Origin of the sequence: Streptomyces sp. NPDC058198 (assembly GCF_042882605.1) — a bacterium.
Lineage (GTDB): Bacteria > Actinomycetota > Actinomycetes > Streptomycetales > Streptomycetaceae > Streptomyces.
Window position 1 is genome coordinate 1,495,940 of the sequence record NZ_JBHVVP010000001.1, and the last position, 23,236, is coordinate 1,519,175.

At 70.2% G+C, this 23,236-nt stretch carries 18 protein-coding genes; 12 read left to right on the plus strand and 6 right to left on the minus strand.

Annotation, left to right across the window (positions count from 1 at the left end; all coding sequences use genetic code 11):
* Complete coding sequence (locus tag ACFVWW_RS06630; RefSeq protein ID WP_384186995.1) at positions 1–891, minus strand: FAD binding domain-containing protein; 891 nt, start codon at positions 889–891, stop codon at positions 1–3.
* A gap of 288 nt (positions 892–1,179) precedes the next feature.
* Between ACFVWW_RS06630 and ACFVWW_RS06635 the strand changes: the two genes are divergently transcribed.
* Both ACFVWW_RS06635 and ACFVWW_RS06640 read left to right on the plus strand, forming a co-directional pair.
* Positions 1,180–2,901: a PucR family transcriptional regulator gene (locus tag ACFVWW_RS06635; RefSeq protein WP_384186998.1), complete on the plus strand. Its 1,722-nt coding sequence runs from the start codon at positions 1,180–1,182 to the stop codon at positions 2,899–2,901.
* 400 nt (positions 2,902–3,301) lie between these two features.
* A complete protein-coding gene (locus ACFVWW_RS06640; RefSeq protein WP_384187001.1) occupies positions 3,302–4,063 on the plus strand; it encodes a hypothetical protein in 762 nt (253 codons plus the stop codon).
* A 50-nt stretch (positions 4,064–4,113) separates the two neighbouring features.
* On the opposite strand, the gene ACFVWW_RS06645 is transcribed toward ACFVWW_RS06640, so the two are convergent.
* A complete protein-coding gene (locus ACFVWW_RS06645; protein ID WP_384187003.1) occupies positions 4,114–5,892 on the minus strand; it encodes an ABC transporter ATP-binding protein in 1,779 nt (592 codons plus the stop codon).
* Positions 5,889–7,730, minus strand: a complete 1,842-nt coding sequence (locus ACFVWW_RS06650; protein WP_384187005.1) for an ABC transporter ATP-binding protein — start codon at positions 7,728–7,730, stop codon at positions 5,889–5,891. The genes ACFVWW_RS06645 and ACFVWW_RS06650 overlap by 4 nt, the downstream gene beginning before the upstream one ends.
* Positions 7,731–8,348: 618 nt before the next feature.
* Between ACFVWW_RS06650 and ACFVWW_RS06655 the strand changes: the two genes are divergently transcribed.
* From ACFVWW_RS06655 to ACFVWW_RS06685, 7 genes are all read left to right on the plus strand, one after another.
* A complete protein-coding gene (locus ACFVWW_RS06655; protein WP_384187009.1) occupies positions 8,349–9,524 on the plus strand; it encodes an ATP-binding protein in 1,176 nt (391 codons plus the stop codon).
* Positions 9,521–9,928 (plus strand): roadblock/LC7 domain-containing protein, encoded by a 408-nt coding sequence (locus ACFVWW_RS06660; protein WP_384187012.1) that lies wholly within the window; start codon positions 9,521–9,523, stop codon positions 9,926–9,928. The genes ACFVWW_RS06655 and ACFVWW_RS06660 overlap by 4 nt, the downstream gene beginning before the upstream one ends.
* On the plus strand, positions 9,925–10,305 hold the full coding sequence (locus ACFVWW_RS06665; protein ID WP_384187015.1) for a DUF742 domain-containing protein: 381 nt from the start codon (positions 9,925–9,927) through the stop codon (positions 10,303–10,305). Before ACFVWW_RS06660 ends, ACFVWW_RS06665 begins: the two co-directional genes overlap by 4 nt.
* A complete protein-coding gene (locus ACFVWW_RS06670) occupies positions 10,280–10,870 on the plus strand; it encodes an ATP/GTP-binding protein (protein ID WP_384187018.1) in 591 nt (196 codons plus the stop codon). Before ACFVWW_RS06665 ends, ACFVWW_RS06670 begins: the two co-directional genes overlap by 26 nt.
* Before the next feature lie 9 nt (positions 10,871–10,879).
* A complete protein-coding gene (locus tag ACFVWW_RS06675; protein WP_384187021.1) occupies positions 10,880–12,247 on the plus strand; it encodes a cytochrome P450 in 1,368 nt (455 codons plus the stop codon).
* A 102-nt stretch (positions 12,248–12,349) separates the two neighbouring features.
* The gene (locus ACFVWW_RS06680) at positions 12,350–13,603 is read left to right on the plus strand and encodes a cytochrome P450 (RefSeq protein WP_384187024.1); all 1,254 of its coding nucleotides are present in this window, start codon (positions 12,350–12,352) and stop codon (positions 13,601–13,603) included.
* A gap of 67 nt (positions 13,604–13,670) precedes the next feature.
* On the plus strand, positions 13,671–14,432 hold the full coding sequence (locus ACFVWW_RS06685; RefSeq protein WP_384187026.1) for an enoyl-CoA hydratase/isomerase family protein: 762 nt from the start codon (positions 13,671–13,673) through the stop codon (positions 14,430–14,432).
* Positions 14,433–14,507: 75 nt separating this feature from the next.
* Here ACFVWW_RS06685 and ACFVWW_RS06690 read toward each other — a convergent pair whose 3' ends face one another.
* A complete protein-coding gene (locus ACFVWW_RS06690; protein ID WP_384187028.1) occupies positions 14,508–15,284 on the minus strand; it encodes a GntR family transcriptional regulator in 777 nt (258 codons plus the stop codon).
* A 151-nt stretch (positions 15,285–15,435) separates the two neighbouring features.
* Here ACFVWW_RS06690 and ACFVWW_RS06695 point away from each other — a divergent pair, with 151 nt between their 5' ends.
* Positions 15,436–16,284, plus strand: a complete 849-nt coding sequence (locus ACFVWW_RS06695; RefSeq protein WP_384187031.1) for a (2Fe-2S)-binding protein — start codon at positions 15,436–15,438, stop codon at positions 16,282–16,284.
* A 210-nt stretch (positions 16,285–16,494) separates the two neighbouring features.
* The gene (locus ACFVWW_RS06700) at positions 16,495–17,541 is read left to right on the plus strand and encodes a DUF2637 domain-containing protein (RefSeq protein WP_384329224.1); all 1,047 of its coding nucleotides are present in this window, start codon (positions 16,495–16,497) and stop codon (positions 17,539–17,541) included.
* Positions 17,542–17,651: 110 nt separating this feature from the next.
* Here the strand turns inward: ACFVWW_RS06700 and ACFVWW_RS06705 are convergent, their stop codons facing one another.
* The gene (locus ACFVWW_RS06705) at positions 17,652–18,044 is read right to left on the minus strand and encodes an ATP-binding protein (protein ID WP_384187036.1); all 393 of its coding nucleotides are present in this window, start codon (positions 18,042–18,044) and stop codon (positions 17,652–17,654) included.
* A 211-nt stretch (positions 18,045–18,255) separates the two neighbouring features.
* Between ACFVWW_RS06705 and ACFVWW_RS06710 the strand changes: the two genes are divergently transcribed.
* Positions 18,256–21,345, plus strand: a complete 3,090-nt coding sequence (locus ACFVWW_RS06710; protein ID WP_386876292.1) for an alpha-mannosidase — start codon at positions 18,256–18,258, stop codon at positions 21,343–21,345.
* A gap of 62 nt (positions 21,346–21,407) precedes the next feature.
* Here ACFVWW_RS06710 and ACFVWW_RS06715 read toward each other — a convergent pair whose 3' ends face one another.
* Positions 21,408–23,150, minus strand: coding sequence for a pyruvate dehydrogenase (locus ACFVWW_RS06715; RefSeq protein WP_384329230.1), 1,743 nt, complete (start codon positions 23,148–23,150; stop codon positions 21,408–21,410).
* Between the last annotated feature and the right edge of the window lie 86 nt (positions 23,151–23,236).

Below are 23,236 nucleotides of genomic sequence, written 5' to 3' on the forward strand. Positions count from 1 at the left end.
CTATGCAGCTCCTTCCAGGGTGCGGCCGGTGCCGCGGTACTGCTCCCAGGTCCAGCCGAGCTGACGGCGAGCCATGATGCCGACCGCGTGGCGGCGGTACTTCGCGGTGCCGCGCACATCGTCGATGGGGTTGCAGGCACCGGAGACGAGGTCCGCGAACTGCTTGGCGACCGACGGTGTGATGATCTTTCCGTTGTCCCAGAAGCCGCCCTCGTCGAGCGCCGCGTTCAGGAACTCCTCCGCCTCGCGGGCCCGCACCGGGGTGGGGGCCGCGGAGCCGATGCCGGTCCGCACCGTGCGGGTCTCGGGGTGCAGCGCGAGTCCGAAGGCGCAGACGGCGATGACCATCGCGTTGCGGGTGCCGACCTTCGAGTACTGCTGCGGTCCGTCCGCCTTCTTGATGCGCACCGTCTTGATCAGCTCGTCGGCGGCGAGCGCGTTGCGCTTCACCCCGGTGTAGAACGCGTCGATCGGGATGAGGCGCGTGCCGCGCACCGACTCGACCTCGACCTCGGCGCCGGCGGCCAGCAGGGCGGGATGCGCGTCACCGGCCGGGGACGCGGTGCCGAGATTGCCCCCGACGCCGCCGCGGTTGCGGATCTGGGGCGAGGCGACGGTGTGGGAGGCGAGCGCGAGGCCCGGCAGCTCGGCTCGGAGGTGCTCCATGATGTGGGTGTACGGGACGGAGGCGCCCAGCTGGACGTGGTCCTCGCCGACCACCCATTCGCGCAGCTCGCCGATGCGGTTCAGGTCCAGCAGGTGGTCCGGCCGCCGGTGATCGAAGTTGATCTCGACCATGATGTCCGTGCCGCCCGCGATGGGCACAGCCGTGGGGTGCTCGGCCTTGGCGGCGAGCGCTTCCTCCCAGCTGGAAGGGCGAAGGAAGTCCATGAGTGGCTCTCTTCTCGATCGTTCTGGATCGTTTCTTGATCGTTCGCGATCGGATCGTTCGCTGGGGGCCCGGGGACGGCCGGTCCTCGAATGGCTACATGTGACCTATTGACGCTGTGTGACACAAGTACACAAGCAGTACCCGGTCCGGTGTAGTCACCAAAACCATGAAGGAATTGGCTGGTCGCCTCCCGAGTCTTGTAGATTCGAACGAAAGGCGAGGCACGGTAACCGAATGGTCTCCCTTCCGAAACGTGGGGCACCCCTGTCCAGATCGGCGGCGACGAGATGCGGCTGCGCGCACTGCTGGAGACCGAGGCGCTGGGCCTGCGGCTGCTCGGTGGCGGCGAGGAGCTGGACCGGACCGTACGCGGCGTGATGACCACCGATCTGCGGGATCCGAGCCGCTATCTCTCGGGCGGCGAGCTGGTCCTGACCGGGCTCGCCTGGCGGCGTTCCGCCGAGGACTCCGAGCCGTTCGTACGGATCCTCACGGATGCCGGGGTCGCCGGGCTCGCGGCGGGCGAGGCGGAGCTCGGCAACATCCCCGAGGACCTGGTCACGGCCTGCGTGCGGCACCGGCTGCCGCTCTTCGCGGTGAACGAGGACGTGGCGTTCGCGGCCATCACCGAATACGTGGTCCGTCAAGTCTCCGGGGAGCGCGCCGGGGACCTGGCGGCGGTCGTCGACCGGCACCGCAGGCTGATGACCTCGGGCCCGGCGGGCGGCGGCCCCGATGTCGTCCTCGATCTCCTGGGCTCCGACCTCGACCTGCGGGCCTGGGTGCTCTCCCCCACCGGCCGGCAGATCGCGGGCGCCGGGGAGCCGCTGCCCGCGGCGCGGGCCGCCGCGCTCGCCGGGGAGCATCTGGCCGCCACCCGCGCCGGCCGCCGGAGCCCGTACCGGGTGAACGTGGGGTCCACGGCGTACTCCCTCTTCCCGGTCCGCGACCCGGGGCACGGGGCGGCGCCCGCCGCCTTCCGGGACGCGCGCGAGACCGTGCTCTCCGACTGGCTGCTGGCGGTCGAGGCGGACGCGGGCGACTGGCCGGCGGCCCGGCTGGATCTGCTCCAGGGAGTGACCCAGCTGATCGCGGTGGAGCGCGACCGGCGCGACGCGGCCCGTACGGTACGGCGCCGGCTCGCCCAGGAGATCCTGGAACTGGTCCAGACGGGCGCGGCCCCCGCCGAGATCGCCGCACGGCTGCGGGTGGCCGCTCCGGTGCTGCTGCCCGGACTGGGCACGGCGCCGCACTGGCAGGTCGTGGTGGCGCGGGTGGAGTGGGACCAGGACGGCGCGGGCGTGGCGGTCGAGGGCGGTCCGGTGGCGCAGTCGCTGCTGGAAGAGATCCTGGTCGACCCGGCGAGGGCGGGGGCGGACCGGGCCGACCGGATCGCGGTCGCCCATACGGGTGAGGAGGCCGTCGCGCTGGTGCCGCTGCCGATGACGGCCGCCCCGGATCCGGCCGACGACGCCGAGGGCGGCGACGCGTACGACGAGGCGCCGAAGGACCCCGGCCTGCACGCCGACGCCCTCCTGGCCGCCGTCCGTGACCCGCTGACGTCGGGGCTCGCCGACGACGGCCGGCTGACGCTGGGTGTGAGCGCGGCGGTGCACTCGGCGGAGGGCCTGCGCGGCGCCCTGGAAGAGGCCCGCCACGCCCGCCGCGTGGCGGCCGCCCGTCCCGGCCGCGTCTGCGCGGCGGGACACCATGAGCTGGCCTCCCACGTGCTGCTGCTGCCGTTCGTCCCCGACGATGTACGCCGGGCCTTCACGGCCCGCCTGCTCGACCCGCTGCGGGACTACGACCGCCGCCATCGCGCGGAGCTGATCTCCACGCTGGAGGCCTTCCTGGACTGCGACGGGTCATGGACGCGCTGCGCGGCCCGGCTGCATCTGCATGTGAACACCCTGCGCTACCGGGTCGGCAGGATCGAACAGCTGACGGGCCGTGATCTGTCGCGCCTGGAGGACAAGCTGGACTTCTTCCTCGCGCTGCGCATGAGCTGACGGCGGACCCGCGGCCGCCCGCGCTCCACGCCGCGTCATCGGGTGCCGGGTCGACCGGCGTCGACTTCCGTTGACTGACATCACCCGGAAGGGTGAGGAAGAGATCCAACTCCTTGTCGGCGACCGGCCCCCGGCGGCACCCGGCGTCCCCCGAAGCCCGCTGTCTCGCGGCGGTCGTCCCAGGTGACAGCCCTTCCGGCGCCCCTGCCGCACCCGCCCCGCCGGCCGCCCGCCCCCGCGAATTCCCGTCCCGCGCGGGCCGCCGGAGCACCGCCGATGACCAAGGGATTGTGAAATTTTTCACCTGCCCTCTTGGCCCGGCTGTGGATCCGTGCTGAGATGCGTCCACACTCAACAGCACAATGGCGCGCTCGGGGAGGGCAATGTGGCGCATACCGCCATGTCTGGTTCCGGAACCACTGCCGGTGAAGACCCTCTCCAGACCGCGGTATGGCGGCTGCGCTCGCGCGGCTGTTGGACCGACGCAGCGGCCCTGCTCACCCCGCACGCCTCCGCCCCCGCCCCGGCGCTTCAGCGGGCCTCGCTGCTCGTCGAGCGCTGTCTGTTCACCGGCGGCGGCTGGCCGGAGGCCGAGGACGCCCTGCGCGTCGCGGAGGCCACGGCCCGTGAGGACCACGAACGCGGCGCCGCCGCCTGCGAACGCGGGCACCTCGCCTACGCCTCGACCGTCCTCGGCGTACGCGACCGCGCGGACGAGGCACGCGCCGCCCTGGGCCGGGCGGCGGCCCTGCTCGACCCCACGGCTCCCGGCCGCGCGCTGCTCGACTTCCGCCGCGGACTGATCGCCGAGCATCTCTCCGACTCCCCGCAGTCGGCCCGCGCCGCGTACCGCCGCGCCCACGCCGCCGCCACGGCGCACGGTGAGACGCTGCTGCTCTCCTTCACCTGGCGCCATCTGGCCGGCCTCGCCCTGCGGGAGGGCGAGTTGGCGGAGGCACGGCACGGCTTCGGCGAGTCCCTCCGTATCCGGGAGGAGCTGGGCTACCTCGTCGGCACGGCCCCGGCCCTCGCCGCCCTCGCGGACGCAGAACCCGAACCGGAAGCGGCCCGGCTCCGCGCCGAGGCCGGCCGCCTGTTCCGCCTGCTGGGCGGCGTCCCCACCTGGCTCGCCGCCCAACTCACCCCGCCCGCCCCCGTCTGACACTCACCCCGGGCCCGGGCCCCGGGCCCGGCCCGGTCCGGGCTCGGGGGTCAGCGGGGAGACGGCGGTGGCTCGCCGTGCCAGGAGTGCCACAGCGCGGCGTACGCACCGCCCCGGGCGACCAGCTCGTCATGTGTGCCGAGTTCCGTCAGACGGCCGTCGGCCATCACCGCCACCCGGTCCGCGTCGCGCGCCGTATGCAGTCGGTGCGCGATGGCGATGACCGTCCGGCCTTCGAGGACGGCGGCCAGGGCCCGCTCCGCGTGGCGCGCGGTCGCCGGGTCGAGAAGCGCGGTCGCCTCGTCCAGGATGAGGGTGTGCGGATCGGCCAGCACCACGCGCGCCAGAGCCAGTTGCTGGGAGCGCGCGCCGTCGATACGGAGTCCGTCCGCGCCCAGCGCGGTGTCCAGACCGTCCGGCAGCTCGTCGATCCAGTCCGCGCCGACGGCGTCGAGCGCCGCGCGCAACTCCTCGTCCGTGGCGGCGGGCGCGGCGATCAGCAGGTTGTCCCGGACGGTGTCGACGAAGATGTGGTGTTCCTGGGTCACCAGCACGACCTGCCGGCGCAGCTCGTCCGGGTCCAGCCGGGCGATCGGCACCTGACCCACCGTCACCGTTCCGGTACGCGGCCGGTCGATACCCGCGAGCAGCCTGCCGAGGGTGGACTTGCCCGCGCCCGACGGGCCCACGACGGCCAGCCGTTCGCCGGGCCGTACCGTCAGGTCGACTCCGTGCAGGACATCGCGCCCGTCGTCGTAGGCGTACCGCACGCCGGCGACCTCGATCCGCTCGTCGGCCGGGGCCCGTCCGGTCAGCGCCGGTGCGCGCGGTCCGTCGGCCAGACCCTCCACCCGGGCGAAAGAGGCTCCGCTGCTCTGCAGTTGCTCCACCCACAACAGGATCGCGCCCAGTGGCTGGGACAACTGGCGCAGATACAGCGCGCAGGCGACCACCGTGCCCAGGCTCACCGCACCGGCGTCGTACAGCGCGCCGCCGATCAGCAGGACGGCGACCACCGGGATGACGTACGACACGTCCACGGACGGGAAGAGCACACTGCGCAGGAACAGCGTCCGGGTGCGGGTGCGCCGGCTGTGCTCGATCGCTTCCTGGCAGGCGGCGACGCGGCGCCGCTGAAGTGAGAACGCCTCGACCGTACGGGCACCGGACGCGGTGGCGGCGAGGACCTCCGCGAGCGCCGAGGTGGCCTCCCCCTCCGCCAGATACGCGGTGTGCGCACGGCGCAGATACCAGCGGGTCGCGAACCAGATACCGAGCAGGCCGAGCACTCCGCAGGCGCCGAGCAGCGGGTCGAGGACGAAGACCGCGCCGAGGATGAACAGCACCTGGACCGTCGCGATGAACACCTCAGGACCGGCGTCCCGCAAGGTCCTGCCGACCGCGGTGACATCGGTGGTGCCGCGCGCCGTCAGATCGCCCGTGCCCGCGCGCTCCACGACCGAGGCGGGCAGGGCGAGCGCCCGGTCCACCAGCTGTTCGCGGATCCGGGCCGAGGTCCGCTCGCCGAAGCGGTGGCCGACGAGGCGGGCGTACCGCGCGAGCAGCAGCTGCGCCAGCGCGCACACCAGGATGGTGAGCGCGTACCGGTCCACGGCGTCCGCCGCGCCACCGGCCCTGACCGTGTTGATGACGCGGCCGAGCAGCCAGGGGCCGACCAGACCGGCGGCCGCCGCCAGCCCGGTCAGGACGATCATGGCGGCGAAGGCGCGTCGGTCCTGCCGGATCAACCGCAGCGCCGCGCGCCGGACCTGGGGCGGGTCGGCCACCGGAAGCCGGGCGGAGGCCGGAGTCTCGGACGCGACGGTCATCTGACGGCCCCTTCGTCGGCAAGAACGGCGGCCGGAATATCGGCCGGTACAGAGGCCGGAACGTCGGCCGGAACGCCGGGCGCGTCATCGGCCCGCTCACCGTACGTGCCGTGCGCGGCCGTACCCGCCTCGTCCCCCGCACCACGGGAGACCAGGGCGCGGTAGCCGGCCTGCCCGCTCAGCAGCTCGCGGTGCGTACCGACCGCGGCCACCCGGCCGTCGACCAGGTAGTAGACGGTGTCCGCGTGGTCCAGCATCAGCGGTGAAGTGCTGGTGACGAGGGTGGTACGGCCGCTCCTGGCGGCGCGCAGCCGGGCGGCGACGGCGGCCTCGGTGTGCGCGTCCACCGCCGAGGTGGGCTCGGCGGCCAGCAGCACTTCGGGGTCGGCGAGCAACGCCCGTACCAGCCGGACGCGTTGACGCTGACCGCCGGAGAGGTTACGGCCCTGGGCCTCGACGGGCGAGTCGAGGCCGTCCGGCAGGCCGCGCACGATGTCCTCGGCCACGGCCGCGTGCACCGCCCGGGTGATGGCCTCCTCGTCCCGGTCCCGCCGGCCCGCGACCACCTCGCGCAGCGTCCCGGCGAAGAGGTCGGCCTCGTTGTCCGCGACGAGTACGCGTTCGCGGATCCGGGACAGGGCGATCTCGTCGAGACGTACCCCGCCCCAGGTCGCCGGTGAAGCGGCGAACCGGCCGAGGCGGTCCACCACGTCCGAGGCATCCGAAGGACGGCCGCTGACGAGCGCGGTCAGCTTTCCCGGCGCGACCTCGACGCCGGACGCCGGATCGCGCAGGACGGAGCCGGGCCCGGGCCCCTCCCCCGCCGCCTGAGGCGAAGCGTCCGCGGATTCGGGCTCCAGATCCAGGAACCGCAGGACCCGCCGGGCGCAGACCAGGCCACGGCTGACGTCGTGGCCCCCCTCGATGAAGAACGACACGGGGACGACGAGGACCGCCACATACCCGTAGACGGCCACCAGTTCGCCCACCGTTATGGCCCCTTGGGCGGCCAGCCGGGCGGCCAGCCAGGTCACGGCGGCGAGGAACAGCGCCGGCAGGCCGAGCCCGAGGGCCTCGATCCAGCTGGTCACCGCCCCGACCCGGTACCCCTCGTCCTTGACCGTCCCCGAATCGCGCCGGTAGCGCGCCGCGTACACGTCCTTGCCACCGAGCCCGCTCAGCACCCGCAGTCCCCCGACGATGTCCGCGAAGCGCGCGGCGAGCGCGCCCTGCCGCTCGCGGTACGTCGTCTCCACCCCCTGCAACCGCCCCAGCAGCGGGCCGACCAGGACCGCGAGCAGCGGTACGCCCAGCAGCACGACGGCGGCGAGGAGCGGTGAGACGGACAGCAGGAGCCCGGCCACGACGAGATACGCCAGCACCGCGCCGACCCCGGGGCCCGTGACGGTCAGCGCCCAGCTGATCGTCGTGACATCGGCGATGCCGATCGTGACGACTTCCCCGGCCGTGACCCGGCGGGGCAGCGTGGCGCCCAGCCGGGTCGCCTGCAGGACCACGACCCGTACGGTGCGGAAGGCGGCGTCCATCCGGACCCTGGTCATGGTGCGGTGCCGCATGATCCCCAGCCAGGCGTTGGCCACCCCGACCGCGAACAGCGCCCCGGCCCAGCCGAGGAGCGCCGCCCGGTGCCCCGGCTCCAGCCCGTCGTCGATGGCACGTGACAGCACATACGGCTGAACTGTCAGGCCGACCATCCAGACACTGCCCAGCGCCGCCCCGGCGGCCACCCGCCCCCGCTGGCTCGTCACCAGCCACCACAAGTACCGCCCGGCACCACGCCGATCCGGAGTCCCCGGATCCATGTACGAGTCACCCATCCCCGCACCCTATGGGGCCTCCCCGGGACCAAGTGGACAGGTACCGCACCGAGCGTGACGGCCCGTTACCTCACGGTTCACGGTTCAGTCCACGGATCAGGTCACGTGTCAGTTACGGATCGGGCCAACGGACGCACCGGCGGTTCCCGTGCCGTTCACCAAGGATCCGACGCCCGTACCCGTGGACTCACAGGGGGTGAGCAATCGCCGTCGGACCAGAAGGGACGATCAATCCTGAATTCGGGCAAAAGCTCCGGCGCGGGGCGGTCCCCGACCGGCCCGCGCCGGTCTCCAACAACCCCAAATGGGGAGCCTTGCTGAATTTCCGTCAGATGCCAGAAACGGAACAGACCGACCCGGACACCCGCCCTTGGCGTGATGATAAGATCGCCACGCTTGCCAAGCGGTGCTAAACCCGCTATGGCATAAAGGGAAAGTCAGCGCATCGGCCCAGAAATCCGCCACCCCGGGGAGAACTATGCCATTAGCCGGGCCTATGAAGGCAGTCCGGCAGGCGAGCGTGCGCGGCCGATCCCGTATGTCTGTGATCGCGAACGCACCCGAACGCACCCTCCAGACATTCAGTACCTGGTGGCCCAGTCGCCCGAAGAGAGCCTTATGACTCAATACTTTCAGGACCCAGCGCTTTGGGGTTTGATCGCTGGTACTCCTGTCGCCGCAACCGCGATCATTCGCGGTAGAAAGTCGATCGCCGAGCTGCGGAAGGAGAAGGAAGAGCTCAAGGCTCACTACGCCAGACTGGAAGACCATTACGCGGAGGCCGTGGAAGAGGCCAAGGACAGGGCGGAAGAAGATACCAAAAACGCCCTGAAGGCCGCCATGCGTACGCTCCAGGGTCTCGCGAGCGAGCAGCAGCTGGCCATTACCAAGATTCAGGACAAGTACGGAGAACTCCAGATTCTCCAGGACCTCCTGGACATCGACCACATGAATTCGCAGTTCGCGCGGCGCGCCCAGTCCATCGCCGTGCTCTGCGACGGATGGCTCGGCCGCCAGCGCGCCGCCGCCTCGCTCTACGACGTGGTCCGCAGCGCGAAGGGCCGTATCCGCCACTTCACGCGCGTCGAGATCCGGGCGCAGAGCAACTTCGCCATCGTCAGCCGTGCTGTCGAACCGGTCGCGCTCACGCTCGCCGAACTGCTGGACAACGCCACCAGTTACTCGGCGCCGGAAACCGTGATCGAGATCAACATCCGGCCCGTGCCCAAGGGCGTCTGCATCATCGTCGACGACGCCGGTGTGGGCATGAACGAGGAAGAGAAGGCCCGGGCCGCCAAGCTCCTGTCGAGCGAGCGTTCGCCCGGCGTCTCGGGGCTCGGCAATCCGCCGCAGTTCGGATTCACCGTGATCGGTGTGCTCGCCGCCCGCTACGGCTTCACCGTCTCCGTGGACTCCACTTCTCCCTACGGTGGCGTGCGTGCCGTCGTGCTCCTTCCCGAGGAGCTCCTCACCACCATGCCCGCGCCCGAGCCCGAGCCCGAGGAGATTCCCACTGTGGCCGCGTCCTCCCCGATGCCGCCCGAAGAGAACGCGGCGGCTCCCTCGACCACGTTCGGTGGTTCAGAGAACGCGGCGGCTCCCTCGACCACGTTCGGTGGTCTGCCGAAGCGGCGCCGGCGCGGCGCGATCTCCATCGTGCCCGCGGCCGAAAACGCGGAGCCCCCGGCTCGTTCCAGCGAACAGGCCGCTTCCGTCATGGGCGCGTTCCAGCGGGGGACGCAATCGGGCCGTCGTTCCACCAATGCACGCAGCGAAGGGCATGAGACTCAGTGAATTACGATCTGTCATGGATGCTTGACAGTGCTCTGGAAGTGCCCGAAGCACGTCACGCGATTCTCGTCTCCGCCGACGGTCTCCTCATGGCCCGCTCGAAAGACGTCGGCAAGGACCACGCCGACACCGTCGCCGCCGCGATGAGCGGTATGCAGTCGCTGAGCCGCACGGTGGCCGACTTCTGCGGCGGGCCGAACGGCCGGCCGCAGTGGCGTCAAACGCTGGTCGAGTTCGACCACGGATGGGTTTTCCTCATCTCCGCCGGCGAAGGGGCCTACCTCGCCGTTTCGGCGACGCCCGACGTCGACATGGCAGAGATCACCTTCCGTATGCAGCAGCTCGTCGGCCAGCTCGGAAAAGCCCTGACCAGTCCCCCTCGCGAGATTGCTGATACCAAGGCATGACGACATCAGACGAGCCAGAGCCGGAGCAGGAAACCGCCCCATTAGTGCGACCGTACGTCATAACGAACGGTCGCAGCCTGCTGAATGACAACGACTTCTCACTGATCACGCTGGTCACAGCGTCCACCGACGGTCCGAAAACGGAACATCTCGATCCTGAGAAGCGCCGCGTTCTGGAGCTGTGTGGCGGCGGTTATCTTGCGGTTGCCGAGATAGCCGGGCACACGGGTCTGCCCGTGGGCATCATCAAGATCCTCCTGTCCGATCTCACGGAGGCCGGGTATCTCTTCACGCGCGCGCCCATACCTCCCGCGAAGCTTGTCGACAGGCAAATACTCGAGGAGGTGCTGAATGGCCTTCAAGCCCGCTTTGGATGACGGCGTCTATCTGCGCAATTCGGTGCAGACCGCGGCGAAGATCCTTGTGGTCGGGCATTTCGCCGTGGGCAAGACGACGTTCATCGGGACTATGTCCGAAATCCCGCCGCTGCGTACCGAAGAGGTAATGACGCAGGCGGGCGAGGGAATCGACGACCTCAAGAACACCACCGGAAAGACCACGACGACGGTGGCCATGGACTTCGGCCGTCTCACGCTCAGTGAGCAGCTGGTCCTCTACCTCTTCGGAACACCCGGGCAGCAGCGCTTCGTTCAGGTGTGGGAGGACATGTCCCGGGGAGCGCTCGGCGCGTTGGTGCTGGTCGACCCGCAGCGCCTCGAGGAGTCCTTCCCCGTGATGGACCTGGTCGAGCACTACGGGATTCCCTACACCATAGCCGTCAATAGATTCGACGGGATGCCGAACCACTCGGACGATGAGATTCGGGAGGCTCTCGACCTGCTTCCCGAGACGCCCCTCGTCATCTGCGACGCACGTGACCAGCGTTCGTCGGCGAACGCACTCATCGCTCTTGTCCGTTATCTCCAGTCGCGTCTCAACTAGGAGTTTGGTATGCAATCTCACTCGGAATTCCAGGCTCCGCCACCCGGCTGCCCTGCTCACAACAGCGGCAAGAGCGTCCCCCTGCACGGGCTCGACTTCGCCGCCAACCCGGAGGCCTTCTACGAGCACCTGCGGCAGTACGGCCCCGCCGCGCCCGTCGAGCTGGCTCCCGGTGTGGAAGCCTCGCTGGTCACCGACTACGCGGCGGCGCTCCATGTGCTGCAGAACCCCGACACCTTCGCGCGCGACTCGCGCCGCTGGCGTGCCCTGAACGAGGGCCGGGTGCCCATGGACAGCCCGGTCGTGCCGATGATGGCGTACCGGCCGAACACGCTGTTCTCGGACGGCGCGGACCACCTGAGGCTGCGTCAGGCGGTGACGGAGTCCCTGTCCCGGATCGACACGCACCGGGTGAGCCGGCACACCGACCGCGTCTCCGCGTACCTCATCAACCAGTTCAGCGGCCGCGGCAAGGCCGACCTGGTTTCCGACTACGCCCAGTTGGTGCCGCTGCTGGTCTTCAACGACCTCATGGGCTGCCCCGCCGAGATCGGCGACCGGCTGGTCTTCGGCATCTCCAGCCTCTTCGACGGCGTCGACGCGGAGAAGGCGAACGAGGTCCTGACCGAGGCGCTGCTCGAACTGGTCGCGCTGAAGCGCGCCAAGCCCGGCGAGGACATCACCTCGTGGCTGATGCAGCATCAGGCGCGGCTGTCCGACGAGGAGATGATCCACCAGCTGGTCACCCTCATCGGCGCGGGCACCGAGCCCATGCAGAACGTCATCGCCAGCGCGCTGCGGCTGCTGCTGTCCGACGACAAGTACGCGGGGGGCCAGCACTCGGCCGGTCTGCTGGTCGAGGACGCCATCAACGACGTGCTGTGGAACAGCCCGCCGATCGCCAACTACGCCGTGCACTACCCCGTGTACGACGTGGACCTCTCCGGCAGCAAGCTGGACGCCGGCGATCCCGTCGTCATCAGCTTCGCGGCGGCCAACACCGACCCGGGTCTGTCCATGAGCCGTCAGACGCTCAGCAAGCGGGCCCATCTCGCCTGGGGCGCGGGGCCGCACGCCTGCCCGGCCAAGGATCCCGCCCTGCTGATCTCCGTCCTGGCCATCGAGAAGCTTCTCAACAGCCTGCCGGACATCGAGCTGGGTGTACCCGCCGACAGTCTGACCTGGCGGCCAGGACCGTTCCACCGGGCGCTCAACTCGCTGCCCGCCCGGTTCACCCCGGTACGCAAGGAAAACCGGGAATCCACGCCCTATCCGACGAGTGGCCGTCCTGTCGGAAATGCCCCGGTCCAGGGCCACCAGGGCGGATCGCAGAAGGGTAGCTGGTGGAGTGGATTCCTGACCTGGTGGAAGGTGTGACATGCGCAACAATTAGGGATGTTTTACGGTCGAATGAACGTTCAACCGTAAGGGTAGACAGGGTTAGCGAATCTATGTGATCTCCCGAAAGAAGGAATCGCTGTGGAGCCAACCCTGGCTACCCCATCCGTCGACCGACGCTCTGTGGTTTCGCTATTCTCTCGCCTGCGTACATCGGGCGGTCAGTCGAATCCATTGCCTTACTACACAGAGCTCAGGGCGATGGGGGATATCATTCCGGCTCCGTGGGGTGGGCACCTGGTGAACTCCTACAGCCTGTGCGACCAGGTACTGAGGAACCGGTCCTGGCAGGTGCCCAGCAGCGAGTGGCGTACCCAGCAGGACGATGAAACACGCTGGAGCGCCCCCGCCTCACTTGAAATGGGCAGAACCTTGCCCATGCTCAATCCGCCGCACCATACGCGAATGCGGCGGTCAGTAGGGAATATGTTCGACCGAAAATCTCTGGATAAAATGAGGAATTCGGTCGACAGAACAACCGAGCGGCTACTTGACCGACTCACCGAAGAATTGCGTGACGGCGAGGCTGATTTCGCCTCGCTGGTCAGCGAAGAATTGCCCGTGATTACGATCGGCGAGTGGCTCGGAGTGCCGCCCGCCGATTATCCTCTGCTCCGGTCGCTCACCCACGACCAGGTATTCACGCAGGAGTTGTTCCCCTCTCCGAGCCAGCTGGCGCTGTCCGACGCCGCGGCCCACCGGCTGAACGAGTACTTCACCGAACTCGTACGGGAGCGCCGCCGGGCGCCCGGAGACGACCCGGTCTCGGCCTGGATCCGGACCTGGGACGAACTCGAACCCGACCAGGACGTGGCCGACGAGGCCGTCTACTCCCTCGCGCTCTTCGTGGTCCTGGCCGCGCTGGAGACCACGGCGACCCTGCTGGCCACCATGGCCTGGCTGATCCTGGAGCACCCGCGCCAGCGGGAGTGGCTGCGCACGCACCCCCAGCACATACCCGGTGCCATCGAGGAAGTACTGCGCTACGACACCCCGATCCACATGATCAGCCGGATCGCCGCCGAGGACACCGACCTCGCCGGAGTACGCGTGCAGCAGGGCCAGATGGTGCAGCTCATGGTCGGCGCCGCGCATCACGACCCGGAGCGGCACGCCGATCCCGATATCTTCGACATTCGCCGCAAGGCCGCGCCTCTCAGCTTCGGCGGCGGAATCCACTACTGCCTCGGCGCGCCACTGGCCCGGCTGGAAGCCACGTCCCTCTTGACCTCGCTGCTGCGGCGGCTGCCCGAACTGCGTGTCAGCAGTGCGCCGATCTGGGCGCCTCGCGTCGCTTTCCGGCGCCTCATGACACTCCAGGTAGTCAATTCCTGACGCTCCGGCCCGGCACGAGGCCCGACGTATGAACCGGGAAGCACAGCACACACATTCAAGGATCAGCATGGTGGAAGACTTCAAGGCCCTTCGCGTCATACAGGAAGGGGCCGTACTGAAGGTGCAGTTGAGCAGTCCTGAGACGGGAAATGCCATCTCCGGGCTGCTTCTTGATGAACTCCTGTCCGTACTCGACGCCCTGGACGAATCCGGGGTCCGGGTGCTGATCCTCTCCGGCGCGGGGGCCGACTTCTGTCTGGGCGGAGACCGCGGGGAATTCGCTCCCCTGCTCGCCGCGGACCCCGGCGGGGCGAGCCTCCGGGCCCTCGGTAACAAGGCGCGGCGGGTGTGCGACGCCCTCGCGACCACCGACGCGGTCACCATCGCGCGGCTGCACGGCGGGGTGGTCGGGGCGGGTCTGGGGCTCGCGGTCCTCTGTGATCTGCGGGCCGGGGCGGACAACTGCCGCTTCCGGCTGCCGGAGCTCGGTCTCGGCGTGCCTCCCGCGTGGGGAGGGATCCTGCCGCGGCTGATCAACGAGACGGGCGCCGCCAGGATCCGCGAGCTGATACTGACCGCCAACAACTTCGACGCCGCGAAGGCGGTCGAGCTGTCCATCCTTCACAAGGTGGTCCCCGAGGAGGAGTTGGACAGCGCGATCACCCAGTGGACCAGGCCGCTGGTGCGCAGGTCCCCCGCGGCGCTGCGGACCGCCAAGGCCATGATGAACGCGTACTCCGGCGCCAACCGCCTCGCGGACGCCACCCTGCTCGACGCGGAACTGCTGACGGCCGCGGTGGCCGCAGCCGAGGCCGCACGGGCCCGCTGAGGTCCTGACCGGTTGAGGTCCTGGCCGGTTGAGGCTCTCGGCTCCGTCGGCGCGTGGCCGGCCGGGGCCGGGGCCTCAGCCGGCCGCTCCCGTGAAGTGTTCCCGCACCAGCGACTGCACCACCGGCAGGTCCCGCGCGATCAGGGCGTCCAGCAGCGCCGAGTGTTCCGCCGCGTCCGCGACCAGGTCGGCGCGGCGCGGCGCCGGGGCGCTGACCAGCGGCCACTGGGACCGGCGGTGCAACTCGTCGGCGACCATGACCAGTTGCTGGTTGCCGGAGAGGGAGAGCACCGCCCGGTGGAAGGCACGGTCGCAGTCCGCGTATCCGGCGCGGTCCCCGACCACGGCGGCCGCGGCTGTCGCGTCCGCCAACAGGCGAAGTTCCGCCCAGCGTTGCGCCGGGACGGTACGGGCCAGCCGCAGCATCACCGGCACCTCGATCAGGGCCCGCACCTCGGCCAGTTCGGCCAGTTCGTGGGCGCTGCGCGCGGTGACGCGGAAGCCGCGGTTCGGGACGACCTCCACCGCGCCCTCCTGCGTGAGCCGCTGCATGGCCTCGCGTACCGGAGTGGCGGAGACCCCGAAGCGTTCGCCGAGCGCGGGGGCCGAGTAGACCTCGCCGGGGACCAGGTCCCCGCTGACGAGCGCGTGGCGCAGGGCGTCGAGGATCTGCCCGCGCACGGAATGACGGCGTACGGGCCGGGGCCCGGGCCCCTCTCCGTGGGTGTGCTCTCCACGCGCCTGCTCGGGCAGTTCGGAAGCGGGCGGCGCGGCCCTGTACGGTCCTGCCGCCGGCGGCCCGGGCGCGTACGGCCACCGCGCGGCGGATTCACGCGCTCTGCCCTGCTCCACCTCGGTCCACCTCCGCCGTCCGGTCGGGTCGCCCGGCCCGCGCGGCCGGATCCTCATGTGCACGATAGGCCGAGGGCGCCGCAGTTCAAACATCGTTCATATCGGGTAAGGTAAGGCTTACCTCCAAACGATCGCGATTCGGTGGTCCCGCATGACCCTGCCCGCAGTGCTGCCCAGCCTCCTCACCTCGCCCGTGACGGCCGCGTACGCCCGTCTGGCCGAGGTGTTTCCCGCGCTACGCGTCGATCTGCTCACCGACGGTGAGCGGGCTCCGGTCGGCGGCGGCTGGGTGAGCGCGGCCGGCCTTGCGGCGGGCGGCCCGGACCTCGACGCGTTCCTCGCCTGGGACGAAGCCCAGGTGCGGCGGGACCACGGACAGCAGGCCCGCCCGGACGTGGTCGCCAGCTTCGCGCTGCACCGCTATGCCTGGCCGGCCTGTCTGCTGATCACCGTGCCCTGGTTCCTGCACCGCCGGGTGCCCCGCGTACCCGTCGAGGACGTCTCCTTCCAGCGGGAGCTGGGCCGGATGACCGTCCGCGCCACGGACTTCGCCTGTCTGCCGGCCGACCCCGCCGCGACGCTGCCGGGCGCCCGGGTCGTACCGGACGAGGAGGCCCTGCGCGCCGAGGTGCGGACGGCCGTCGCCGAGCATCTCGGACCGGTCCTCGAAGGCTTCGCGCCGCGGATGCGGCGCGGCCGGCGGGCGCTGTGGGGCATGGCGACCGACGAGATCGTCGAGGGACTCTGGTACGTCGCGCATCTGCTGGGCGAGGAGCGGCGCGGGATGGCGGAGCTGGAGCGGCTGCTGCCGGGCACGGCCAAGCCGTATGTCGGTACGGCGGGCTTCCGCGAGCTGACCGGCCCGGCCGGCGAAACGCTGTCGACCAGGGACCGGGCCAGCTGCTGTCTCTACTACACGCTGCGCCCCGAGGACACGTGTGTCACCTGCCCGCGTACGTGCGACGCCGACCGGGTCCGGAAGCTGAGCGCGGGCACCTGACCCCGCGTCATCAAGGATCCCACGCCACCCGCTAGGGTGGTATTAATCGAACATGACAGCCGCTTGGCGCGCGGCAGTTCTAACCGACCGCGCCTATTTGCGTGCCTCTACGCCTCGTTGGCGTTGTCATGTCTCGAAACCCCTTGAGGGGCACTGCACTTCCGCCAATATGGCGCCCAAAACGCCCTACTGCGATGCAAGGAACACCGCATGCGACTGACCGATATATCGTTGAATTGGTTGCTTCCCGTCGGCGTGCTGCTCGTCGGAATCCTGGTGGCGGTGGCAGTACTCGCGCGCGGCAAGCGCGCAGGTGACAAGGCCGCGGCCGAAGATTCCTGGGAACGCAGCGAGGAGCGCCGCAGACGTAAGGAAACGATCTACGGCGCCGCCTCCTACGCACTTCTCTTCTGCTGTGCCGCGGTCGCCGCCGCGCTCTCGTTCAAAGGCCTGGTCGGCTTCGGCCAGGAAAACCTCAGCCTCAGTGGTGGCTGGGAGTATCTCGTCCCGTTCGGTCTCGACGGCGCGGCGATGTTCTGCTCGGTGCTCGCCGTACGCGAGGCCAGCCACGGCGACGCGGCCCTCGGTTCGCGCCTGCTGGTGTGGACGTTCGCCGGTGCCGCCGCCTGGTTCAACTGGGTGCACGCGCCCAGGGGTCTCGGCCACGACGGCGCTCCGCACTTCTTCGCGGGCATGTCCCTCTCGGCCGCGGTCCTGTTCGACCGCGCGCTGAAGCAGACCCGCAGGGCGGCGCTGCGCGAGCAGGGTCTGGTGCCGCGTCCGCTGCCGCAGATCCGGATCGTACGGTGGCTGCGCGCACCCCGCGAGACCTTCGCCGCCTGGTCCCTGATGCTGCTCGAAGGTGTCAGGACGCTGGACGAGGCGGTCGACGAGGTGCGCGACGACCGGCGGCAGAAGGAGCAGGCCCGCCACCGCAGGCGGGACCAGGAGAAGCTGGACCGGGCGCAGATCAAGGCGCTCAACCGCCAGCACCGCGCCTGGGGCCGGGGCCGTGGTGGCCGCCAGGTCGCCCTGCCCGCCATGAGCGGTGCGGGGAGCTCTCCGGCGGCCGTCGAGGCCGCAGCGGAGCCTGCTCCAGAGCAGGCACAGCTGACTCATCGGTCCCGGCTCTCCCTTCAGCCCGTCGGCGGTGAGGCCCGCACGGTGGACCTCACCGCGGAGGACGACACGCAGGCACTGCCACGACTCGACTCCCTGGAGAAGAAACTCACCGATCTGGAGCGTCAGTTCGGCTGAGTCCGACCCCAGTACACAGAACACATCGGACCGGTGTGACGGAAGACCGTCACACCGGTCCGGCGTATGTGAGGCCCGTCGCGCCGGCGCCCGACCCGCCGTCAGGCCGGTTACGCCACAGCGCCGTCCAGCTCGAACCAGACCAGCTTGCCCAGCGGCCGCGCCCGGATCCCCCAGTCGTCCGCGAGACTTCGCACCAGCGCCAGTCCCCTGCCGTGCGTGGCCTCGTCCGGGACCGGCCGGTGCGGCTCGGGCGGCGCGGGCAGCGCGCTGACGAAGTCCCGTACCTCCACGCGCAGCCGGGAGTCCGCGACGGTCGCCGTGACCACCGCGCCGCTCTCCGTGTGGACCAGCGCGTTGGTGACCAGCTCGCTCATGAGCAGCTCCGCCACTTCCGCGGAGTCCCGCTCCTGCCAGTGCCGCAGCATCTCCCGCAAGGCGTGCCGCACTTCCGGGACCGCCGCCAGATCGGTGCCGCCCACTCTGCGCCGTAGCCCTGTCATCACCTTTGCCCCCGCCCGTACCGGTCACGACTCCTGTTCTCGAACGCGTACACAAGATGCATGCCCCACCCCGGATACGCCACGCATGCCGTTCGTCACCTCATCACCACATGAGCGGGGGTGCGCGAGGCCCGTCCGGGGAAGTGAGGGGGGAGCGAAATGCTGACCGCCGCGTCAGGGGTGGCGGGCGAGCCGATCCCGAGGAGTCCCGATGCACGACGACCGCACCCTGGTGGAAGGGCGCCTGGAGCGCGCTCTGCGCCAGTTCATCCGTCCCGCGCAGTACGCGGCCCGGGAGCCGCTCACGCTCTCCGTCTGGCACGCACCGGGCGAGCCGGTGCCGGTCGGGCAGGCACTGCAGGGCACTTACGAACCGTTCGTGACCGGTACGGAATGGGGCGCGCCCTGGTCCACCAGCTGGTTCCGGCTGGAGGGCGTCGTCCCCGACGCGTGGGCGGGCCGCCGGGTCGAAGCGGTCATCGACCCCGGATTCACCGGCGACGGGCCCGGCTTCCAGGCCGAAGGGCTGGTGTACGACGCGGCGGGCATCCCGATCAAGGGCATCCACCCGCGCAACCGGCACATCCCGGTGGGCGCGCCCGCGGCCGGCGGCGAGCCGGTCCACCTGCTGCTGGAGGCGGCCGCCAACCCCGCCGTCGCGCACGACTTCGTGCCGACCTTCCTCGGGGACGTACTGACCGCGGGAGACAGCCCGCTGTACCGCTTCGCCGCCGCCGACCTGGCCGTCCTGGACGAGGAGGTCTGGCATCTCGTCCTGGACATCGAGGTGCTCTCGGAGCTGATGCGCGAGCTGCCGGCGGACCGCTCCCGGCGCCACGAGATCCTGCGCGCCCTGGAGAGCATGCTGGACGCGCTCGATCTGCACGATGTGGCGGGCACGGCGGCCGCCGCCCGGGGTGAGCTGGCCGAGGTGCTGTCCCGGCCCGCGTCCCCGAGCGCGCACCGGATCTCGGCGGCCGGCCACGCCCATATCGACTCGGCCTGGCTGTGGCCGCTGCGCGAGACCGTACGGAAGGCGTCCCGGACCTTCGCCAATGTCACGGCGCTCGCCGCGGACTACCCGGAGCTGGTCTTCGCCTGCTCACAGGCCCAGCAGTACGCCTGGGTCAGGGACCACCAGCCGCACATCTGGGAGCGGATCAAGAAGGCCGTGGCGGACGGCAACTGGGCGCCGGTCGGCTCGATGTGGGTGGAGTCGGACGCCAATATGCCCGGCGGTGAGGCGCTGGCCCGGCAGATCGTGCACGGAAAGCGCTTCTTCCTGGAGGAGCTGGGCATCGAGACGGAGGAGATCTGGCTGCCGGACTCCTTCGGTTATACGGCGGCCTTCCCGCAGCTGGCGAAGCTCGCCGGGGTGAAGTGGTTCCTCACACAGAAGCTCTCCTGGAACCAGACCAACAAGATGCCGCACCACACCTTCTGGTGGGAGGGCATCGACGGCACCCGGGTCTTCACCCACTTCCCGCCGGTCGACACGTACAACGCCCAGTTCCTCGCCTCCGAACTCGCGCACGCCGAAAAGAACTTCGCCGAGAAGGGGCGGGCGTCGACTTCACTGGTGCCGTTCGGCTGGGGCGACGGCGGCGGCGGCCCCACCCGGGAGATGCTGGAGAAGGCACGGCGGCTGAAGTCCCTGGAAGGCTCGCCCACGGTCGAGATCGAGAAGCCCTCCGCCTTCTTCGCCGCGGCCGAGGCGGAGTACGGCGACAAGGCCCCGGTCTGGTCCGGTGAGCTGTATCTGGAGCTGCACCGGGCGACGTACACCACCCAGGCGAAGACCAAGCAGGGCAACCGGCGCAGTGAACATCTGCTGCGGGAGGCCGAGTTGTGGGCGACGGCCGCGGCGCTGCGGTCGGCTTCCTACGCGTATCCGTACGAGGAGCTGGACCGGATCTGGAAGACGGTGCTGCTGCACCAGTTCCATGACATCCTGCCCGGCTCGTCGATCGCCTGGGTGCACCGCGAGGCCCGCGCCACCTACGAGGCGGTGCGCGAGGAGCTGGAGGGCATCATCGCGGACGCGGTGGCGGTGCTCGGCGGCGCCGCCGTGGGGGTGTGGAACGCGGCCCCGTTCGCCCGTCGTGATGTCGTCGCGGCCGACGCCTCGGACGTGGCGGAGGGGGTCGGGGTGCAGCCGCTGGCCGACGGCAGCGTACTGGCTCCGGCCCTGGTCCGGGCGCTGGCGCCGGGCACGTTCACCTCGCTCGCCCCGTCCCCCGTGTCGGCGTCCTCGGACGACGGGACCATCACCCTGCGCAATCAGCGGCTGAAGGTCGTGATCGACGCGGACGGGCTGCTGGCCTCCGTACGCGATCTCATGGCCGACCGTGAGGTGCTGGCACCCGGCAGCCGGGGCAATCTGCTGCAACTGCACCCCGACCATCCCAATCAGTGGGACGCCTGGGACATCGACCGGCACTACCGGCGCAAGCACACCGATCTCACCGCGGCCGAGTCCGTCGAACTGATCGAGGAGGGACCGCTGCGGGCGGCGGTGCGGGTGGTGCGTACGTTCGGGGCGTCGCGGATCGTGCAGGAGATCCGGCTCACCGCCGACAGCTCTCGTATCGATGTCGTCACCGATGTCGACTGGCAGGAGTCGGAGAAGGTCCTCAAGGCCGCCTTCCCGCTCGATGTCCACGCCGAACGGTCCACCTCCGAGGTCCAGTTCGGCCATGTGCACCGGGCGACGCACGACAACACCGGCTGGGACGCGGCCCGGTTCGAGATCTGCGCCCATCGCTGGCTGCGGGTCGCCGAGCCCGGCTACGGGGTCGCGGTGCTCAACGACTCGACGTACGGGCACGAGGTGACCCGGGCGGCGCATCCGGACGGGCTCGGCACGACCGTACGGCTGACGCTGCTGCGCGCCCCGCACAGCCCCGACCCGGAGACCGACCTCGGCACGCACCGCTTCCGCTACGCGCTGCTGCCCGGCGGTACGCAGGAGGAGACCGTCCAGGAGGGTCTGGCGCTCAATCTGCCGTTGCGCGTGGCGGCGGCTCCGGAGCAGCCGCCGCTGGTCGATGTCGATAACCCGGCGGTGACCGTGGAGGCGGTCAAGCTCGCGGAGGACCGCAGCGGCGATGTCGTCGTACGGCTCTACGAGTCGGCCGGCGGCCGGGCGGAGGCGACGCTGCGCATCGGCTTCCCGGTGACCGGCGCGCGCGTGACCGATCTGCTGGAACGGCCGCTGCACGACGCCGAGCCGGGCGAGAAGGGGCTGCGGCTGCGGCTGCGGCCGTTCCAGATCCTGACGCTGCGGCTCACCCCCGCGTGAGCGGCCCGGTGTGAGCGGCCCGGCGTGAGGGGATGAGCGAGGGCGGCGGGGTTCGGGCGGGGTCAGGGCCGGGGCATGTTCCGCAGGTTGGAGCGTGCCATCTGCACCATGCGGCCCACCCCGCCGTCCAGCACGATCTTGCTGGCCGAGAGCGCGAACCCTGTCACCATGTCGGCCTTGATCTTCGGCGGGATGGAGAGCGCGTTCGGGTCGGTGACCACATCCACCAGGGCGGGGCCCTTGTGCTTGAAGGCGTCCTTGAGCGCGCCCGCGAGATCCCTGGGCTTCTCCACCCGTACCCCGTAGGCGCCGGCCGCGCGGGCGATGGCGGCGAAGTCGGGGTTGTGGTTGGTCGTGCCGTACGCCGGCAGCCCGGCCACCATCATCTCCAGCTCGACCATGCCCAGCGAGGAGTTGTTGAAAAGGACGATCTTCACCGGCAGGTCGTGCTGCACGAGGGTGAGGAAGTCGCCCATCAGCATGGAGAATCCGCCGTCGCCCGACATCGAGATGACCTGGCGGTTCCGGTCGACGAACTGGGCCCCGATGGCCTGCGGCAGCGCGTTGGCCATCGAGCCGTGGCTGAACGAGCCGATGACACGACGGCGTCCGTTCGGCGAGAGATAACGGGCCGCCCAGACATTGCACATGCCGGTGTCGACGGTGAACACGGCGTCGTCGTCGGCGAGTTCGTCCATGACGGAGGCGACGTACTCGGGGTGGATCGGCGTGTGCTTCTCGACCTTGCGGGTGTACGCCTTGACCACGCCCTCCAGCGCGTCGGCGTGCTTCTTGAGCATCTTGTCGAGGAAGCGGCGGTCCGTCTTGGCCCGTACCCGTGGCGTCAGACAGGTCAGGGTCTCGCGGACATCGCCCCAGATGGCGAGGTCCAGCTTGGAGCGGCGGCCGAGGCGCTCCGGCCTGATGTCCACCTGGACGATCCGCACGTCGTCGGGGAGGAAGGCGTTGTACGGGAAGTCCGTGCCGAGCAGGATCAGCAGATCGCACTCGTGGGTGGCCTCGTAGGCGGCGCCGTACCCGAGGAGCCCGCTCATGCCGACGTCGTACGGGTTGTCGTACTGGATCCATTCCTTGCCGCGCAGGGCATGCCCGATCGGAGACTTGATCCGTTCGGCGAACTCCATCACCTCGGTGTGCGCACCGGCCGTGCCGCTGCCGCAGAACAGGGTGACCCGTTCCGCCTCGTCGATCATGCGGGCGAGCTTGTCGATCTCCGCGTCAGCGGGGCGTACGGACGGCCGGGAGGTGACGAGTGCGTGCTCCTCCGCCTTCTCGGGGGCCGGCGCGGAGGCGATGTCCCCGGGCAGGGTGACCACGCTGACCCCGCCCTGGCCGACGGCGTGCTGGATCGCCGTCTGGACCAGCCGGGGCATCTGCTGGGGGTTGGAGATCATCTCGCAGTAGTGGCTGCACTCGCGGAACAGCTGCTCGGGGTGGGTCTCCTGGAAGTAGCCGAGGCCGATCTCGCTGGACGGAATGTGGGAGGCGAGGGCGAGGACGGGGGCCATGGAGCGGTGGGCGTCGTACAGGCCGTTGATCAGGTGCAGATTGCCCGGGCCGCAGGAGCCCGCGCAGGCGGCGAGCTTGCCGGTGATCTGGGCCTCGGCGCCGGCCGCGAAGGCGGCGGTCTCCTCGTGCCTGACCTGGACCCAGTCGATGGCGGCATTGCGGCGGATGGCGTCGACGACGGGGTTGAGGCTGTCACCGACGACTCCGTACAGCCGCTTGACTCCGGCCCTGGCGAGGAGGTCGACGAACTGTTCCGCCACGTTCTGCTTGGCCATGGAAGAGCACCCTTTCTGGTCATGGGTGGGGCCCCGGGCGACGGGCCGTGGCCTGTCGTGACCCGGCCGGGTCGGGTCTCCGGTGT